Genomic DNA, 16,209 nt, shown 5'->3' on the forward strand with positions numbered 1-16,209 from the left:
CAGCGCATCGGAGGGTTCCCGGAACGAAACTCACCACAGAACAGTTTTGACGTCGGTCCACATGTGCACACAACGGACGAACGGAACTGGCTAGTGTCGAAAGGGAGAGCAGAGGATTTGCGATGGATGTGCGTATCAGCAAGGCAAACGAGGTCGAGGGCCGACCCGCCAACAATCTGCTGCGGCGCCTGAATCCGGCGGACTACGCGCTGCTCGCACCCCATGTTGCCGTTGACGACGTCAGCGCGCACCATCTGCTCTACAGTCCCGGCGACGATGTCCAGGTCGTGCACTTTCCCTGCGGCCCGTCGCTTGCGACGTTTCTCGTCCCGAACGAAGACGGCCGCGATGTCGAGACCATTCTGGTCGGCCGCGAAGGCGCGGTGGGCGGCATCGTCAGCGAGGGATTTCTGCCGGCCTATACCCGCATCTGCGTGAAATTCGGCGGCCCGTTTGCGCGCATTCACGTCGGCAAGCTGGAGGCGGCCAAGGCGCGCTCGCCGTCGCTGCGCAACATCTTCGCCCGCTATGCCGACTGCATGCTGGCGCAGATTTTTCAGTCGACCGCCTGCAACGCCATCCATTCGATCGAGCAGCGCACGGCCAAATGGATCATCGCCGCGATGGAGCGGACCGGCGACGAAAGCAGCGTGCCGCTGACGCATGAGCAGCTCGCCACATTGCTCGGGGTGGGGCGCAGCTATGCGAGCCGCGTGCTGCAATCGTTCAAGGCCGACGGCGTGCTCGACACGCGGCGCGGCTCGATCCTGGTCCGCAACCATGACGGCCTGCGCCAGCGCGCCTGCCTCTGCAACGACGCCGTGAAGATGCACTTCGAGGAGGTGCTGCGCGGGGTCTATCCGACCGAGGAGCCGAACAGCGGCTCGGCGCAGGGCTGATCCAGGGCGCCGGCAGCCGATTTAAGGCCCAAATCGTCCCTAAGCCCCGGGGATTCCCGGGCAAAATTCAATCAACCAACCCCGAAAGAACGCATTGTTTTTTGGCGTTTTTTGCCTATATTGCGGCGCAAACGCACAGGCTAACCCGGTCGATATGGCCGGATTTCCTTTTTGGGCGTAGCAGGCCCCGTTTTCCACGTTTCCAGCGTTGTCCGTGAAGAGGTCCCGGCTTGACCGGCGAGATCGCGCTTAACCCATTGTCCGACCGCAAAGAAGCTCACTCATGAATCTCCGCAACGTCGCCATCATCGCCCACGTCGACCACGGCAAGACGACCCTCGTCGACAAACTCCTCCAGCAGTCCGGTACGTTCCGCGAGAACCAGAAGGTGACGGATCGCGCCATGGACTCCAACGACCTGGAGCGCGAGCGCGGCATCACCATTCTGGCCAAGGCGGCCTCGGTGCAGTGGAAGGACACGCGCGTCAACATCGTCGACACCCCCGGCCACGCCGACTTCGGCGGTGAGGTCGAGCGCATCCTGAACATGGTGGACGGCGCGCTGGTGCTGGTCGACGCCGCCGAAGGTCCGCTGCCGCAGACCAAATTCGTGGTCTCCAAGGCGCTCAAGGTCGGCCTCAAGCCGATCGTCGTCATCAACAAGGTCGACCGCCCCGACGCGCGCCCGACCGAAGTCATCAACGAGGTGTTCGACCTGTTCGCGGCGCTCGACGCCAGCGAGGAGCAGCTCGACTTCCCGATCCTGTACGGGTCGGCCAAGCAGGGCTGGATGGCCGAGAGCCCCGAGGGTCCGCAGGACAAGGGCATGGAGCCGCTGTTCGACCTGATCCTGCGGCACGTCGCGCCGCCGAAGGTCGAGGAAGGTCCGTTCCGCATGATCGGCACCATCCTGGAGGCCAACCCCTATCTCGGCCGCATCATCACTGGCCGCATCTCGTCCGGCGTGCTCAAGCCGAACCAGCAGGTCAAGGTGCTGCATGCCGACGGCAAGCTGGTCGAGACCGGGCGCATCACCAAGATCCTGGCATTCCGCGGTCTTGAGCGCACGCCGCTCGATGAAGCCGAAGCCGGCGACATCGTCGCCATTGCCGGCCTGACCAAGGGCACCGTCGCCGACACCTTCTGCGATCCGACCGTCGAAGTGCCGCTGCCGGCGCAGCCGATCGATCCGCCGACCGTGTCGATGTCGTTCATTGTCAACAACTCCCCGCTCGCCGGCACTGAGGGCGACAAGGTGACGAGCCGCATGATCCGCGACCGTCTCTTGCGCGAAGCCGAAGGCAACGTCGCGTTGCGCGTCGTCGAGGCCGCCGACAAGGACGCAATGGAAGTGTCCGGCCGCGGCGAATTGCAGCTCGCGATCCTAATCGAGACCATGCGCCGCGAAGGCTTTGAGCTCTCGGTGTCGCGCCCGCGCGTCGTTTACCAGAAGGACGAAGCCACCGGCGGCGCCATGGAGCCGATCGAGGAGGTCGTGATCGACGTCGACGAGGAGCACTCCGGTGTCGTCGTGCAGAAGATGAGCGAGCGCAAGTCCGAGCTGGTCGAGATGAAGCCGTCCGGCGGCAACCGTCTGCGCCTGGTGTTCTACGCGCCGACCCGCGGCCTGATCGGCTACCAGGGCGAACTGCTGACCGACACCCGCGGCACCGCGATCATGAACCGCCTGTTCCACGGCTATGCCCCGTACAAGGGCGAGATCCAGGGCCGCCGCAACGGCGTGCTGATCTCCAACGACCAGGGCGAAGCGGTGGCTTACGCCATGTTCAAGCTGGAAGACCGCGGCCCGATGATGATCGAGCCGGGCTGGAAGGTCTACAAGGGCATGATCGTCGGCGAGCACACCCGCGACAACGATCTCGAGATCAACGTGCTCAAGGGCAAGCAGCTCACCAACATCCGCACGACGTCGAAGGACGAAGCCGTGCGCCTGACCCCGCCGATCCGCATGACCCTGGAAAAGGCGCTCGCCTATATCGAGGACGACGAGCTCGTCGAAGTTACCCCGAAGTCGATCCGCCTGCGCAAGAAGCACCTCGACCCGAACGAGCGCAAGCGCGCCGAAAAGTCCAAGGAAGCGGTGGCGTAAGGCCACCGGTCTCGTGCCCCGGACGCAGCGCAGCACGATAGTGATGCGCTGCGGAGCCGGGGCCCAGCATTCTCACCACCTGCGCATCGCCATGGGTCCCGGCTCTGCGGAGCGGCGTTACACGCCGCACCGCGTCCGGGACACGAGAACGGCATATCTGGCCTGCTTCAGCGCGCTCAGCGAACGTGCTAGATCGCACCCATGTCCTTCCCTTCCTCCGTCGACGTCGCGATCATCGGCGCCGGTGCTGCCGGCCTCGGCGCAGCGCACGCGCTGCACGGCTCCGGCCTCTCCTTGATCGTGCTGGAGGCACGCGACCGGCTCGGCGGCCGCGCCTGGACCGTGCAGGCCTCGCCTGACGTCACCTTCGACGTCGGATGCGGCTGGCTACACTCGGCCGACAAGAACTCGTTCGTTCCAATCGCGCGCCAACTCGATTTCGAGCTCAACAAGGACCTGCCGCCCTGGCGCGAGCGCGCCTATGGCAATGCCTTTCCGCAAAGCGAGCGCGACGATTTCATGCGCGCGATGGACGCGTTCTACGAGCGGCTCTGGCAGGCCGCGCAGAAGGGCAAGGACGCGCCCGCGAGCCTGGGCCTCGAGCCCGGCAATCGCTGGAATCCCATGATCGACGCGGTCTCGACCTACATCAACGGCTGCGAACTCAAGGACATGTCGACGCTCGACTGGGACGCCTATGAGGACAGCGAGCTCAACTGGCGCGTCCGCCGCGGCTATGGCGCGCTCATCGCGGCCTATGGCGCGCCCTGCCCGGTGGCGCTGAACTGCAACGTCACCCTGATCGATCATTCGAACAAGTGCGTCCGCATCGAGACGTCGCAGGGCACGCTGACCGCGGACACGGTGATCGTCACGGTGCCGACCAATTTGATCGCCGATGAAGCGATCCGCTTCTCGCCGCCGCTTCCATCCAAGGTAAGCGCGGCAGCCGGCCTGCCGCTCGGCGTCGATGACAAGGTGACGCTCGCGCTTGACGATGCCGAAGCCTTTCCGAAAGAAGGCAATTTGCGCGGTGCCACCATGCGCACGGAGATGGGCACCTACCACATCCGCCCATTCGGCCAGCCCTGCATCGAAGGCTTTTTCGGCGGCAGTTTTGCGCGAGCGTTGGAAACTGCCGGCGAGGGCGCCATAACAGCGCACAGCATCGACGAAATCGCAGGCTTCCTCGGCAACGACATCCGCCGCAAGCTGAAGCCGCTGCACGAATCGCGCTGGGGGCACGATCCGTTTGCCAGAGGCTCCTATTCGCACGCGCTGCCTGGGCACGCCGGCGACCGCGCGGTGCTGGCTGCGCCGGTGGATGGGCGGTTGTTTTTTGCGGGAGAAGCGACGTCGCCGAATTTTTTCACGACGGCGCATGGAGCGCGGGATAGCGGCGAGCGGGCAGCGAAGGAAGTGCTGGCGGCTCTGGGCAAGTGTTAGGGAACGGCCTCGCTGCGGCGTCATCCTCCAGCGTCGTCCCGGCGAACGCCGGGACCCATACCGCGTGATCTATCGGTGAAGCTAGGTATCAGCATCGCTCGGTGATCCCTAAACTGCCAGCCTCCGCCAAACTTCTCCCTGTGGTTATGGGTCCCGGCGTTCGTCGGGACGACATCGAGTTTGTAGCTGCTGCGCTCGCTACTCAATCACCCTTGCCCGCAAATCCACATCCGGCACGAAGCACGCATCATACTTCCCAAAAATGCGATAGCGGTTGCGCGCGATGAGGCTGTAGACCGCATTCCGCAGCGGTTTCGGCACGGCGAACAGCGCCTGCGTCCAGCTCCAGCCTGGAAGATGCGAGAGCACCGTCAGCGCCGCATCCGACTTCATGAACACCTCGCCACCGTGAACCACCGCGTTGGTGTCGGGATCATCGGGATCGATGCCGAACGTCCGCGCGAGCCTCGCGCCGTAATCCGACTGGATCGGCGTGAAGCGAAACCGCTTCGCCGTATCGCGTTGCGCGACGAAGCGCACCCAGCGTGAGCAGAAGATGCAAACGCCGTCGAACAGGATCACGTCGTCGTCCGGCCACTTGCTCATCAGCGATTATCCAGCATCAGAAGCGCCACCAGCATCAGCACGATCGCCGGCCCGGTCTTCACCAGCGCGCCGAGCGGCTCGATCCAGAGATCCGGCGTCAGGATCGCTGCACCGACCATATAGCCGAGCGAGGCGATGATACCTGCAACGAGCCCGATCGCTGCCGTGCGGCGGAAGGCGATCAGCACGCCGATGCTCATGTCCATCAGGCTGGTGCCGATGGTGATGGGATCGACCAGTGCCGGCGGGAAGTTGTGCGCGGTCAAGATCCCGGCCGCGGCACGGTAGGACACGAACAGCGCGATGAAGCCGGAGACCAGCCAGAACGCGACCAGGCTCGCAAAGATCAGCGCCTTTATCAGGAACAGCCGCGCGAACCATTTGTCCTGGATGGTGGCGGGATGACGCCCGATCGCATCAGTCAACGTCTTCGGCGCAATGCCGGTCGCGGCAATCCACGCCGAGGGATCACCGCTCACGCCACGGCGCAGCTCGGTGATGGCCGTGGAGCGCATCGGGGGCATCCAGCCGAGAGTGTTGGCGAGATCGCCGATTTTGGCACCGAGATCGAGCATGAAGGGCGGCATCGCGACGTGTGGCCAGCCGGCCGTCCCGAACGCGAGCCGGAACTGCTTGGTGACGCCAGCCATCGTGATCGGCTCGGATTGCATCAGGTCCCAGTTCACCGCTTTCACGGACGCATCGTCGACATCGCGTGCGGCCAGCCAGGCGATGGTTGCGGAGATATCCTCGACCGCGACGGATTGGAATCGCGTTGCCATCTCCTTACCCGGCAGGTCGAGCGGGAAGGCGGCGAGTGCGCGCAGCATGGCACTGCCGCCATAGGCTGACGGTGCGACCACGAAACCGGGCCGCAGGATGGCGTGGGGAATGTTCGATGCCGCGATCAGACGTTCGGCCTCGCGCTTGGTCGTGGCGAACGCAGTACGATCTGCCTCGGGGATCCCGGGGATCGAGATTTGCACCAGCCGGATCGCACGGCCGCTGCCGGCGATCGCCTGAAGCAGGCGCGCGACAAAATCGCGATGCACGGCGTTGGTGTCGCTGCCGGGACCATCCTGGAGCACGCCGAGGCAGTTCACGACGACATCCACTTCATGCTCGCTCAGCAAGCGTGTCAGCGCGGTCGCGTCGAGGATGAGGATCGGCAGCTCGATATCGAGCGCGCTCATTGTCTGCGCCGGTGACAGGCGGCGCGCGAGACCGACCACGCGAAAGCCTCGTGTGCGCAAATCGTCGGTGACGAAGCGGCCGATCAGGCCGGAGGCGCCGAGCACCAAGATGGTTCGCTGGTTCATCGCGTCCTTCAAAACGGTTTTGCGATCATCAACCAGAGGATCGCCATCGTGGCGCCGAAACCGGGGAAACCGAACACGAACCAGCGGCGGAACAGGGTGTAGTAGCGCTCCGGCAGCGCGAGGCGCTGCCCGGCGGCCTTGCGCGCGAGATCGCGCATCTCGATCTGCATGAAGACGACGGGGACCCAGAACAGGCCTGCAAGGACGTACAGCGCGAGCGAGGCCAGCAGCCAATTTTCGGTGATTGGCGTCGCCGAGAGCATCATCAGCAGGCCGCCGGTGACGGGCTGCAGGATCACGGCCGACAGCGTGAAGATCGCATCCGCAATCACCACCACCGACGCCGTGCGCGCAATGAACGCCGCGTCGTTCGTGCGATGTGCCATCAGCATGAAAAAAGCGATGCCGGTTCCGGTGCCGAGGATGATGATGGCGCCGAGCACGTGCAGATATTTGACCAGGAAATACAGCGTCATGGCTTCTTGATCGCAACAGGTTTGGGCAGGTTCAGCGCGCGCGCAAGCTCGTTGCTTGCGGCCTGGACGCCAGCCTCGGTCTCGACCATCCAATGGCCTTCGCTGCCCGCGGCCGGCAGGATGCGAACATCGTCCTTGCCTCCGCCGCTGCGAAACGCATTCGCCAGCTCTTTCGAAAATGCCGGCGCGAAATAGCTGTCATTGGCCGCAACCAGCGATATGACAGGAATGCGCGCCGCCTTGCCGAATTCGGCCGCTGCCGCGAGAAGCGTATGTGGCGCGCAGACCTTGTTCGGTTCGTCATTGGCGTGACCGCCGCGTCCTGGCGCAAATACCGTGATCGCGGAGATCGCCTTCGGATCGGCACCCGCAAGTGCCAGTGCACCCCAGCCGCCTGCCGAGTGCCCGATCACGACCGCGGCATCCTTGCGGATAAAATCCTGCTTTTGCAGATAGTCCAGCGCGAGCGAGATTTCCTCCGCGGTGGCGCGGCCCGCGCGAGCGTAGTCCGCCTCGTCGCAGCCACCCTGGTCCTCGACATAGCGGCCACCGGTCGCGCCATGGCCGAGCCGCTCCGGCACCAGCACGGCAAAGCCGCGCGCGACGAGAAACGCTGCGAGTGCGCGATATTCCGGCTGCGGCATTTGCGCGCGACGCAACACGTTCTGCGTCGACGCATGTGCGATCACCGCGAGCCGGAACGGACCGGAACCGGCCGGACGAAACAGCAGCGCGCGGGCGGCAATGTCGGTATCCGGCGACGGCACCCGCCATTCCTGGCGGCGGAACGGCTCGCTCTCTGCGCCCGATGCCCCGAACGTGACCTGGGCACACAGAGGCTGCGCCGTCAGCAGGGACAGCAGAAGCAGGCGAGCAGGCGTGTCGAGAAGCCGCATGAATAGCCGAGGACGAACACGGATAACGCAGGTCAGATTAGTCGGAACGAATCACACTTGGCGGACTTTTCTGCGTTGCCATCGGCGTTCATTCGTTGAGACCGCGAAGTTTTGCACCGGCGCATGGCAGACCGCCGCCGCACGAAATGGCGTCTTGTCTTTTTTCGGCACAACATGGTTAAAATACTGATGCAGAAAGTCCACAGGTTAACCGATAATTAACGATAGGTCTTGCCGCCAGCGCGGCGACTTGGTTTGATCGCCTCCATGAGCACAACCCTGATCGAGGTCCGGCCGGCCAAAGCTGCAGATGCAACTGCGGTGGCGTCCACCCATGACGAAGCCTGGCGTTCCGCCTATCAGGGCATCATTCCCGGCGCCGAGCTGGAGAAGCTGATTAACCGTCGCGGTCCGCAGTGGTGGGACAGCGCGATCCGCAAGGGCAGCCGCGTCAGCGTGCTCGTGTTCGGCGACAAGATCGCAGGCTACGCCAACTACGGCCGCAACCGCGCCCGCAGCCTGCATTTCGACGGCGAGATCTACGAGCTGTACCTGCGCCCCGAGTTTCAGGGCCTCGGCTTCGGCCGCCGCCTGTTCACCGCGGCCCGCCGCGACCTCATGCAGAGCAATCTGAAGAGCATGGTGGTGTGGGCGCTCTCGGACAACGATCCGGCGACCGAGTTCTACCGGGCGCTGGGCGGCCGCATGGTGGCGCGCTCCTCGGAGCGATTCGGGCCGAAGGCGCTCGACAAGGTTGCCTTCGCTTGGACTAATTGAGCTGCTGAAAGCCTAATCGGCAGCGTTTCCCATCCGCCGATACCGCCCGCCTTTTGCGCCGGTGGTCGCTGGATTCATTATTTCACAAAAACACGATGGATCGGGGGGCCAAGCCCGCGTATGACAGCGCCAAAATCGCTGCCGGGCGAGATTTAACTTCGGCAAATAACGGAGCCTTTCTAATGCGTATCGATGCGGTCTCGATCGGAAAAAACGTCCCAGAGGACGTCAACGTCATCATTGAAGTCCCCGTGGGCGGCGAACCGATCAAATACGAGATGGACAAGGAAGCCGGCACGCTGGTGGTCGACCGCTTCCTCTACACGCCGATGCGTTACCCCGGAAACTACGGCTTCATCCCGCACACCCTGTCCGATGACGGCGACCCCTGCGACGTGCTGATCATCAACACCCGCGCCATTATCCCCGGCGCCGTCATGAGCGTGCGCCCGGTTGGCGTGCTGTTCATGGAGGACGAGGCCGGCGGCGACGAGAAAATTCTGGCGGTGCCGTCGTCAAAGCTGACGCAGCGCTACGACAAGGTGAAGTCGTATTCCGATCTGCCCGACATCACGCTGCAGCAGATCCAGCACTTCTTCGAGCACTACAAGGATCTCGAGAAGGGCAAGTGGGTGAAGATCACGCGCTGGGGCGGCCCCGAGGAAGCGCAGAAGCTGATCCTCGAAGGCATCGAGCGCGAGAAGAAAAAGAAGGAGTAAGCCTTAGGCCCCGGACACAGTCCGCTCCCTCGCCCCGCTTGCGGGGCGAGGTGAAGAAATCTACACCGACGGCTTCGGCAAACCCGCGATCGCACAAGCCGCGCGCAGCGTATTCACGAGCAGGCAGGCGACCGTCATCTGGCCGACGCCACCCGGCACCGGCGTCACCGCACCGGCAACGCCAAGCGCTTCCTGATAGGCGACATCGCCGACGAGGCGGGTCTTTCCGTCTTCCTTCGGAATGCGATTGATGCCGACATCGATCACGGTAGCACCCGGCTTCAGCCAGTCACCACGCACCATCTCCGGCCTGCCGACCGCGGCATAGACGAGATCGGCCTGCTTCACGAGCGCGGGCAGGTCGCGCGAGCGCGAATGCGCGATGGTCACTGTGGCGTTCTCGTTCAGCAGCAATTGCACCAGCGGGCGGCCAACCAGATTGGAGCGGCCGATCACGATGGCGTTCATGCCCTCCAGCGAAGGGTGCACGGTCTTGGTCAGGATGATGCAGCCGAGCGGCGTGCAGGGCGACAGCGCCTCGAAGCCGCCGGCAAGCCGGCCGGCATTGTTCGGATGCAGGCCGTCGACATCCTTGGCAGGATCGATGGCATTGATCACGGCCTCGGTGTCCAGGCCCTTGGGCAACGGCAATTGCACGAGAATGCCGTGCACGGCGGGATCGCGATTGAGCTTTGCGACCACTGCCAGCAGATCGGCTTGCGAGACGTCCGCCGGCAGCTTGTGCTCGAACGAGGCCATGCCGGCTGCCTGGGTCTGCGTATGCTTGGAGCGGACATAGACTTCGCTGGCGGGATCGTTGCCGACCAGAACCACTGCGAGGCCGGGCACCAGATTGTGCTCGCGCTTGACGCGGGCGACCTCGTCGGCGACGCGGGCACGAAGGTCCGCCGCGATGACTTTTCCATCGATGATCTTGGCCGTCATGTCAGTTCCTTATGCCTGTCTATTTGACCGAAGCGAGCTCGCGCAACGCCTCGGTAAGCCGTGCCGGATCACCCGCGATGGCGACCTGCTTCAGCCGCGACGTCGCCCCCGACAACAGACTGACGCTGGCCTTGGGCACGCCAAGCGATTTCGCCAGCAGCAAGAGCACCGCGCGATTGGCCTCGCCGCCATCGGCGATGGCACGCACGCGTACCTTCAAGACGCTGCGGCCGTCGGACAGCTGCTCGATCCCGTCGACGCCGTCACGTCCGCCACGCGGCGTCACGCGTAGCGCAATGCTGACGCCCGTGGTGGAGATGCGCCAAGGCTCCATCGAAGGTCCATCGAGGCTCAACCACGGTTCCGCTGGGCTACGGCACGTTCGGATAGACGTACTCGGCGAGATAGAGCTGGATCAGCCAAAGCACGAAGAAGGCGACGATCGGAGACAGATCGAGCCCGCCCATCGCCGGCAGCCTGCGCCTGATGGGGCCGAGGACCGGCTCGGTAATCCGATAGAGAAACTCCCAGACCGCGCCGACGAACTGGTTGCGCGTGTTCACGACATTGAACGCGATCAACCAGGACAGGATTGCCGATGCGATCAACAGATAGATGTAGAGATTGATGATCTGGATCAGAATGAAGACTATCGGGCGCATCAGCGAAACACTCTCTGGGCCAGTGTCATTGGGGCAGTGTTTGGGACGGTCATGGCTAGATATCGGTTCCCCCCGGCCCAAACAAGGGAAGTCGGTGCTAGGGACGGCTAAAACCGCCTTACACCCGTCCTTGACTTGACCTTGGCGGGGACTTAAATGGCGCCCGGTTGTCGGCCGCGTTTACCAGAGCGGCCAGCAAAGGGGCCATAGCTCAGCTGGGAGAGCGCGTCGTTCGCAATGACGAGGTCGGCGGTTCGATCCCGCCTGGCTCCACCAGCCTTCGCTCGCTTCGCGAGCTACGGCTCGGCAAGCCAGCCGAGCTCTTACGTAGCGAAGAGAGCGAAGGCTGTCCCGCCATAGCCCGCAGGGCGACGGCGGACCCTCTCCACAAATCGCGGGCCCCTACTTCCCCGTAAACCGCGGCGGCCGCTTCTCCATGAAGCTCGCGACACCCTCCCGAAAATCGCTGCCGTTCAGTGCCACCATCATCTCCCGGTTGGCCTCGATGGTTGCCTCGGCCAGCGTCTGGAACGGCACGTCGTAGAGCTGCCGCTTGATCACGGCCATCGCGCTCGGCGAGACGAAATCGGCGAGATCGCGGGCATAGGCGTAAGTTTCCTCGCGCAGCTTCTCGGGCGAGCAGAGCCGGTTGACCAGCCCGATCCGCAACGCCTCCTCGCTTGAAACACGACGCGCCGAGAGCAGCAGATCCATTGCGTTGGCATGACCGACAATGCGCGGCAGCATCCAGCTGATGCCGTGCTCGGCAATCAGGCCGCGCCGCGCGAAGGCCGTCGTGAACACGGTGTTGTCGGCGGCAAAGCGCAGATCGCAATAGAGTGCGTGGACAAGACCGATGCCGGCCGTCGCACCGTTGATCATGGCGATGACCGGCTTTCCGATCGACGGATAGAAGCCGTAGCGCGTCTGCCAGTCCGGCCGGCGGTTCATGTCGAAGGGCGGCAGGTTCGAGGCGCGCCTGACGTCGTTGGGATCGAGTCCTTTCAGCGCGTCCATGTCGGCGCCGGCACAGAACGCGCGGCCCGCGCCTGTCAGCACGATGACGCGGACATTGTCATCGGCGCTCGAGGTTTCCATCGCGTGGCGAACGTCGCGCTCCATGACAGGCGTCCACGCATTCATGCGATCGGGGCGATTGAGCGTGATGGTGGCGATCTTGTCGCTCACCTCATAAAGAATGTGTTCGTAAGCCATGGCGCTCTCCCTCTGTCTTCCGGCACGCGTTCGCCCGCGCTCGTTAGGAACGAGCCTAGCATATCCAATGGAGAGGCAAGGGCTTGCGCGGAGGCGCGATCACTCGGCGGCTTGCGCCAGCACTTGTCGGCGCGCCAGCCAACCCTTGACGAAATGATCGAGCCAGGCGCGTTCCGCGGCGTCATAGACGGCACGGTCCGCAAAATGATGATGCCGCTCGCGTGCACCGGGCGCGCTGAGGCCGTCATAGCCGCGCGTGGTCCAGCAATGCATCATCGCGTAGGTCACGTCGGGATGAAACTGCACGCCGAAGGCATTGCCGGTGCGAAACGCTTGGATCGGAAAATCATCGCCTTCCGCCAGCAATTCAGCGCCGGCAGGCAACTGAAATCCTTCGCGATGCCAGTGATAGACCTGCGCCGGCCAGTCCGGGCAGAGCGCGTGGCCAGCCGCAGTCGGGCGGATCGGGTAGTAGCCGATCTGGGTCAGCGCCTGCGCATGCGGCGCGACGCGTGCGCCGAGCTGCATCGCCAGCATCTGCGCACCCAGGCAGATGCCGAGGAACGGTCGCTGTTCGCGGAGCGGAATTTCGATCCAGTCGATTTCGCGACGAACGTAGTCGTCGGGATCGTTGGCGCTCATCGGGCCGCCGAAGACCACGGCGCCGGCATGCCGGGCGAGCGTGTCGGGCAGGGGATCGCCGAAGCGCGGCCTGCGAATGTCGAGACGATGGCCGAGCGCGCGCAGCGCGTTGCCGACGCGGCCGGGTGTCGAGGATTCCTGGTGGAGGACGATCAGAACCGGAAGGAGGGGCTCGGAGGCGGCCGCGCGCGGCGTCCTTCTTGGGAAGGGCACCAATTCTGCGCCACCAAACCTGTCCGTCCGAAACGACATGGCCTCTGCGAGTGCTATCGGTTCAAGCCGCCAGCATAGCTAAGCGACGGTTAACATCGTGTGAGTTTGCGCACACATGCCCCGATATCTAAGCAAGCTCCGGGCCACTACGGATGCCTCGGGCGGGCTCTAGTGTCTTTGCCGCTGGAACCGGCTGGTGGCGGACAGGATGAAGCCGCGCGGGAAGAAGCGCAGTGCGAACGGTACGATCTTGATGCCGAAACCGGGCAGCACTGCCCGTTTGTTCGCCATCAGGCCACGATAGGCCTGCCGTGCGACATCGGCGGCCGGGACATTGAGAATCGCCGTATCGTGCCCGGAGCCGACGCCGGCGCGCCCCTGGAATTCGGTCTGCACCGGCCCCGGGCACAGCACGGTGACGCGAACGCCGCGCGGCGCGAGCTCCGCCCGCAAGGCCTCGGTGAGTGAAATCACATAGGCCTTGGACGCGTAATACACGGCCATGCCGGGCCCCGGCAGAAAGCCCGCGACGGAGCCGACATTGAGCAGACCGCCTTTGTTCCTGATCAGCTGATCGGCAAAGCGCAGCGACAGATCGGTCAGCGCGCGGACGTTGACATCGATAATGCGGACCTGCTCGTCGCGGTCGCGCTCGATGGCATCGCCGAACACGCCGAAGCCGGCATTGTTGACGAGATTGTCGAGCTCGACCTCTTCGGCAGCGAGCGCAGCGGCGATTTTTTCGCCGGCATCGGCCGCCTGGAGATCGCAAGCGATCACGATCGGCTTCTTGCCGCACTTGGAGGTGAGCTCGTTTGCGAGCGCCTCGAGCCGGTCGGCACGTCGCGCCGTCAGCGCGAGCCGGTGTCCGTTCGCGGCAAACACACGCGCCAGCTCCGTGCCTATGCCCGCCGAGGCACCGGTGATCAATGTTACCAGCTCAGTCACGATCGCAGTCTCTTGAATTGAAGCTTTTTGGCCGCGTAATGGCGAGACTGGAGCATAGGCCGCGCGCGGCAGGCAAGCGGCACTGGCAGCATGGCCGCCTGAGCGGGCAACAGGGAGCAGGAAAAACCGCAGTTTTGCGGGGGAATCCGGAACCGGGCGGTCCGGCGACTACATTAAAGTTTCGTCATGTGGTCCATACAACCGGGAATCATGCCGCGTCGGCGATAGCTCAGCCGCCGACTGCGTTGTCATTGACCTGATCGCCGGCGCGGTCCGCGACGGCGTGCTTGAGATCGATCCGGTCGCGCTGGGAAATCCCGAGCAGGTCGGAGGCGCGCCAGACGACGTTGTCCTCGAACTCGGTGACCTGGCCGTCGGCATAGACCAGCTCCCACATCATCTGAACGATGCGCCTGCGGCCCTCTTCGTCGAGCGAGCGCATGATGACGCTGGTAAAGTGATAAAGATCGACCGCCTCGCCCTCGACCTGAGTCGCATCCGCAATCAGCCGGTCGGCCGTGCCCCGATCGAGCTTGAAATGGCTTTCGATCAGATTGTGCAGCTTGCTCTGCTCGGCCTGCGTCGGCTGGCCGTCCAGCGACACCACGTGGACCAGCAGCGCGGTGGCCGCCAGCCGATAATCGCTGTCGCCGAAGGCGCGGTCCTGGGCATGAGGAGCAACAATGTCGGCGATGAATTGGCGCAGGCCGTCGAGCATAAGATCCTACCGAAATCGATGACGCCGCAAGGAATGCGGCAGCTGTCAACATTATATGAGCGGGAAACTCAACCGGCGCAACGTGCGTCAGTTCCGCGCGCTGCATTACGTTTCGGCAATCTGGAGTGGGGGCGGTTGTCGACTTCCTCTGGTGTCGTCCTGGCGAAAGCCAGGACGACACCAACTACGGTATCTCGTACACCACCATCTTGTCGGCAATGCCGCGCAGCGCCGCCTGTTTCTGGATCGGCTTGATGGCACGCTGCTGCAAAACCTCGGCGACCGCTGGCGCGTCCAGCACCGGGCCGGTGATGTGGATCTCCTGCGCGGTCGACAGGCTCTGCACGCGCGCGGCGATGTTGACGGTCTGGCCGAAATAATCCTGCCGCTCATTGAGCATCACCGCGAGGCACGGACCTTCATGGATGCCGATCTTGACAATGAGATCGTCGGTGCCGCGCTGCTTGTTGAGCACGTCCATCGCCGCGCGCATCCGCAGGCCCGCGACGATCGCGTGCTCGGGACGGACGAAGGTCGCCATCACGGCATCGCCAATCGTCTTCACCACCGCGCCCTTCTCGGACGAGATGATCTCCAGCAACGCGTGGAAATGCGCACGCACGAGATCGAACGCGGCGAGATCGCCGACGCGCTCGTAGAGCGCGGTCGAGCCCTTCAGATCGGTGAACAGGAAGGTCAGCGACGTGATCTGGAGCCGCTGGTCGAGACTGAGATTGTCCGCCTTGAACACATCGCGAAAGGTCTGGTTCGACAGCATGCGCTTGGCGGTGAGGAACGGCTTGCGCTTGCCGATCAGGTGATGAAGCGCCTCGGCCGCGATGAACACCGACGGCAGCACGCGCACGCCGGCCTGGTTCTCCAGCGACAGCCGCAATGGCCCGGGCCGCATCGTCGTGGTTCCCGTCGGGGCCTGCACCTTGTTGTACATGATGGCGAGCTGCTGGCGGTCCTTGGTCGGCTCGCCCTGGACGTCGATGAAGTGCGCGGCGTGCGTCACCGGCTCGAAAATGATGATGAAGTCGCTCGGGAGTTGCAGCGACATGGTCGCCTTCTCGCCGGCCGGCAGCTCCATCGTATCCAACGTCACTTCATCGGCCAGCGTCGCAAACGATTCCTTGTTGAAGTCGACGCCGGAACTCCAGAACACCTGCTTGAAATACTCCCACACCGGAAGCGTGTTGGGGTCGTGCGCGGCGATCCGCCGGACGCGCGAATTGACGGTGAAGGAGACCTCGACCTGGTCGTCGACGGAAGCCTTGTAGCCGCAGGCGCAGAGCGCGCAGTGGTAATCGTCGGGCTTGAGCGCCTTCAACGTCGTATGGGCGCCGAGCACGCCGCCGCAGCCAGGACACAGCACGTTCCAGCCGAGATCGAACAACCCCAGCCGCGCCGCATGCAGGAAGGCGGAGATCGCGTGCTCTTCATCGACGCCGTGCTGCGTGGCGAAGTCGAGGACATTGACGCGGTTGAGTTCGTGATCCTCGCCGTCCTCGATGAGGCGCGCGATCGCATCGACCACCTTCGCGTCGGCGGTCTGGTTCAGAACGGATAACTGGGCCTGGATGTCGCTCATGACGCAACTCTATTTGGGGTGGAT

The 16,209-nt window shown here is 64.0% G+C and carries 17 protein-coding genes and 1 tRNA gene; 6 read left to right on the forward strand and 12 right to left on the reverse strand.

Features of this window, described 5'->3' with window-relative positions; translation table 11 throughout:
* Window positions 1-122: 122 nt before the first annotated feature.
* The 3 genes from ACLFLU_RS00865 to ACLFLU_RS00875 all read left to right on the forward strand — a co-directional run bounded on the left by ACLFLU_RS00865 (window position 123) and on the right by ACLFLU_RS00875 (window position 4,455).
* Window positions 123-899 carry a Crp/Fnr family transcriptional regulator gene (locus ACLFLU_RS00865; protein ID WP_426410502.1) on the forward strand — a complete coding sequence of 259 codons (777 nt, stop codon included), beginning with the start codon at window positions 123-125 and terminating at the stop codon, window positions 897-899.
* Window positions 900-1,182: 283 nt separating this feature from the next.
* Window positions 1,183-3,009: a translational GTPase TypA gene (gene typA / locus ACLFLU_RS00870; protein ID WP_426410503.1), complete on the forward strand. Its 1,827-nt coding sequence runs from the start codon at window positions 1,183-1,185 to the stop codon at window positions 3,007-3,009.
* A 201-nt stretch (window positions 3,010-3,210) separates the two neighbouring features.
* The gene (locus ACLFLU_RS00875) at window positions 3,211-4,455 is read left to right on the forward strand and encodes a flavin monoamine oxidase family protein (RefSeq protein ID WP_426410504.1); all 1,245 of its coding nucleotides are present in this window, start codon (window positions 3,211-3,213) and stop codon (window positions 4,453-4,455) included.
* Window positions 4,456-4,653: 198 nt separating this feature from the next.
* Here the strand turns inward: ACLFLU_RS00875 and ACLFLU_RS00880 are convergent, their stop codons facing one another.
* From ACLFLU_RS00880 to ACLFLU_RS00895, 4 genes are read right to left on the reverse strand one after another with little or no spacing between them, the layout of a single operon-like run.
* Window positions 4,654-5,061 carry a thiol-disulfide oxidoreductase DCC family protein gene (locus tag ACLFLU_RS00880; RefSeq protein WP_426410505.1) on the reverse strand — a complete coding sequence of 136 codons (408 nt, stop codon included), beginning with the start codon at window positions 5,059-5,061 and terminating at the stop codon, window positions 4,654-4,656.
* Window positions 5,061-6,380 carry an SDR family oxidoreductase gene (locus ACLFLU_RS00885; RefSeq protein ID WP_426410506.1) on the reverse strand — a complete coding sequence of 440 codons (1,320 nt, stop codon included), beginning with the start codon at window positions 6,378-6,380 and terminating at the stop codon, window positions 5,061-5,063. The genes ACLFLU_RS00880 and ACLFLU_RS00885 overlap by 1 nt, the downstream gene beginning before the upstream one ends.
* A gap of 8 nt (window positions 6,381-6,388) precedes the next feature.
* Entirely contained in the window at window positions 6,389-6,856 is a 468-nt protein-coding gene (locus tag ACLFLU_RS00890) for a DUF2269 family protein (RefSeq protein ID WP_426410507.1), read from the reverse strand.
* Window positions 6,853-7,752: a dienelactone hydrolase family protein gene (locus tag ACLFLU_RS00895; protein WP_426410508.1), complete on the reverse strand. Its 900-nt coding sequence runs from the start codon at window positions 7,750-7,752 to the stop codon at window positions 6,853-6,855. Before ACLFLU_RS00895 ends, ACLFLU_RS00890 begins: the two co-directional genes overlap by 4 nt.
* A 267-nt stretch (window positions 7,753-8,019) precedes the next feature.
* Between ACLFLU_RS00895 and ACLFLU_RS00900 the strand changes: the two genes are divergently transcribed.
* Together ACLFLU_RS00900 and ppa are read left to right on the forward strand one after the other, a co-directional pair.
* A complete protein-coding gene (locus tag ACLFLU_RS00900; protein ID WP_128963308.1) occupies window positions 8,020-8,529 on the forward strand; it encodes a GNAT family N-acetyltransferase in 510 nt (169 codons plus the stop codon).
* Between the two features lie 182 nt (window positions 8,530-8,711).
* Window positions 8,712-9,248, forward strand: a complete 537-nt coding sequence (gene ppa / locus ACLFLU_RS00905) for an inorganic diphosphatase (protein WP_426410509.1) — start codon at window positions 8,712-8,714, stop codon at window positions 9,246-9,248.
* A gap of 60 nt (window positions 9,249-9,308) precedes the next feature.
* Here ppa and folD read toward each other — a convergent pair whose 3' ends face one another.
* Genes folD through ACLFLU_RS00920 form a run of 3 tightly spaced genes read right to left on the reverse strand, consistent with a single transcriptional unit; the run spans window position 9,309 to window position 10,855 of the window.
* Window positions 9,309-10,193, reverse strand: coding sequence for a bifunctional methylenetetrahydrofolate dehydrogenase/methenyltetrahydrofolate cyclohydrolase FolD (gene folD, locus ACLFLU_RS00910; RefSeq protein WP_426410510.1), 885 nt, complete (start codon window positions 10,191-10,193; stop codon window positions 9,309-9,311).
* A 19-nt stretch (window positions 10,194-10,212) separates the two neighbouring features.
* The gene (locus ACLFLU_RS00915; RefSeq protein ID WP_426410511.1) at window positions 10,213-10,527 is read right to left on the reverse strand and encodes a DUF167 domain-containing protein; all 315 of its coding nucleotides are present in this window, start codon (window positions 10,525-10,527) and stop codon (window positions 10,213-10,215) included.
* 37 nt (window positions 10,528-10,564) lie between these two features.
* On the reverse strand, window positions 10,565-10,855 hold the full coding sequence (locus ACLFLU_RS00920; RefSeq protein ID WP_148752825.1) for a YggT family protein: 291 nt from the start codon (window positions 10,853-10,855) through the stop codon (window positions 10,565-10,567).
* Window positions 10,856-11,055: 200 nt separating this feature from the next.
* On the opposite strand from ACLFLU_RS00920, the gene ACLFLU_RS00925 reads away from it, so the two are divergent.
* Window positions 11,056-11,131: transfer RNA gene (locus ACLFLU_RS00925), tRNA-Ala, on the forward strand.
* A gap of 126 nt (window positions 11,132-11,257) precedes the next feature.
* On the opposite strand, the gene ACLFLU_RS00930 is transcribed toward ACLFLU_RS00925, so the two are convergent.
* The 5 genes from ACLFLU_RS00930 to ACLFLU_RS00950 form a co-directional block, all read right to left on the reverse strand.
* The gene (locus ACLFLU_RS00930) at window positions 11,258-12,070 is read right to left on the reverse strand and encodes an enoyl-CoA hydratase (protein ID WP_426410512.1); all 813 of its coding nucleotides are present in this window, start codon (window positions 12,068-12,070) and stop codon (window positions 11,258-11,260) included.
* A gap of 99 nt (window positions 12,071-12,169) precedes the next feature.
* Window positions 12,170-12,964 carry a glutamine amidotransferase gene (locus ACLFLU_RS00935; protein ID WP_426410513.1) on the reverse strand — a complete coding sequence of 265 codons (795 nt, stop codon included), beginning with the start codon at window positions 12,962-12,964 and terminating at the stop codon, window positions 12,170-12,172.
* 129 nt (window positions 12,965-13,093) lie between these two features.
* A complete protein-coding gene (locus ACLFLU_RS00940) occupies window positions 13,094-13,873 on the reverse strand; it encodes an SDR family NAD(P)-dependent oxidoreductase (RefSeq protein ID WP_426410514.1) in 780 nt (259 codons plus the stop codon).
* A 229-nt stretch (window positions 13,874-14,102) separates the two neighbouring features.
* Window positions 14,103-14,591 carry a TerB family tellurite resistance protein gene (locus ACLFLU_RS00945; RefSeq protein WP_426410515.1) on the reverse strand — a complete coding sequence of 163 codons (489 nt, stop codon included), beginning with the start codon at window positions 14,589-14,591 and terminating at the stop codon, window positions 14,103-14,105.
* A gap of 184 nt (window positions 14,592-14,775) precedes the next feature.
* Window positions 14,776-16,185 carry an adenylate/guanylate cyclase domain-containing protein gene (locus ACLFLU_RS00950; protein ID WP_426410516.1) on the reverse strand — a complete coding sequence of 470 codons (1,410 nt, stop codon included), beginning with the start codon at window positions 16,183-16,185 and terminating at the stop codon, window positions 14,776-14,778.
* Window positions 16,186-16,209 lie beyond the last annotated feature (24 nt).

The sequence above is a fragment of the Bradyrhizobium ganzhouense genome (assembly GCF_049949285.1).
In the GTDB taxonomy this organism is placed as follows: domain Bacteria; phylum Pseudomonadota; class Alphaproteobacteria; order Rhizobiales; family Xanthobacteraceae; genus Bradyrhizobium; species Bradyrhizobium ganzhouense.

Coding starts and splice junctions, on each gene's coding strand:
- ACLFLU_RS00895 (WP_426410508.1), bottom strand. CDS start 7,752: ATGCGGCTTCTCGACACGCCTGCTCGCCTGCTTCTGCTGTCCCTGCTG.
- ACLFLU_RS00865 (WP_426410502.1), top strand. CDS start 123: ATGGATGTGCGTATCAGCAAGGCAAACGAGGTCGAGGGCCGACCCGCC.
- typA (WP_426410503.1), top strand. CDS start 1,183: ATGAATCTCCGCAACGTCGCCATCATCGCCCACGTCGACCACGGCAAG.
- ACLFLU_RS00880 (WP_426410505.1), bottom strand. CDS start 5,061: ATGAGCAAGTGGCCGGACGACGACGTGATCCTGTTCGACGGCGTTTGC.
- ACLFLU_RS00935 (WP_426410513.1), bottom strand. CDS start 12,964: ATGTCGTTTCGGACGGACAGGTTTGGTGGCGCAGAATTGGTGCCCTTC.
- ACLFLU_RS00915 (WP_426410511.1), bottom strand. CDS start 10,527: ATGGAGCCTTGGCGCATCTCCACCACGGGCGTCAGCATTGCGCTACGC.
- ACLFLU_RS00920 (WP_148752825.1), bottom strand. CDS start 10,855: ATGCGCCCGATAGTCTTCATTCTGATCCAGATCATCAATCTCTACATC.
- ACLFLU_RS00945 (WP_426410515.1), bottom strand. CDS start 14,591: ATGCTCGACGGCCTGCGCCAATTCATCGCCGACATTGTTGCTCCTCAT.
- folD (WP_426410510.1), bottom strand. CDS start 10,193: ATGACGGCCAAGATCATCGATGGAAAAGTCATCGCGGCGGACCTTCGT.
- ACLFLU_RS00900 (WP_128963308.1), top strand. CDS start 8,020: ATGAGCACAACCCTGATCGAGGTCCGGCCGGCCAAAGCTGCAGATGCA.
- ACLFLU_RS00950 (WP_426410516.1), bottom strand. CDS start 16,185: ATGAGCGACATCCAGGCCCAGTTATCCGTTCTGAACCAGACCGCCGAC.
- ppa (WP_426410509.1), top strand. CDS start 8,712: ATGCGTATCGATGCGGTCTCGATCGGAAAAAACGTCCCAGAGGACGTC.
- ACLFLU_RS00875 (WP_426410504.1), top strand. CDS start 3,211: ATGTCCTTCCCTTCCTCCGTCGACGTCGCGATCATCGGCGCCGGTGCT.
- ACLFLU_RS00930 (WP_426410512.1), bottom strand. CDS start 12,070: ATGGCTTACGAACACATTCTTTATGAGGTGAGCGACAAGATCGCCACC.
- ACLFLU_RS00890 (WP_426410507.1), bottom strand. CDS start 6,856: ATGACGCTGTATTTCCTGGTCAAATATCTGCACGTGCTCGGCGCCATC.
- ACLFLU_RS00885 (WP_426410506.1), bottom strand. CDS start 6,380: ATGAACCAGCGAACCATCTTGGTGCTCGGCGCCTCCGGCCTGATCGGC.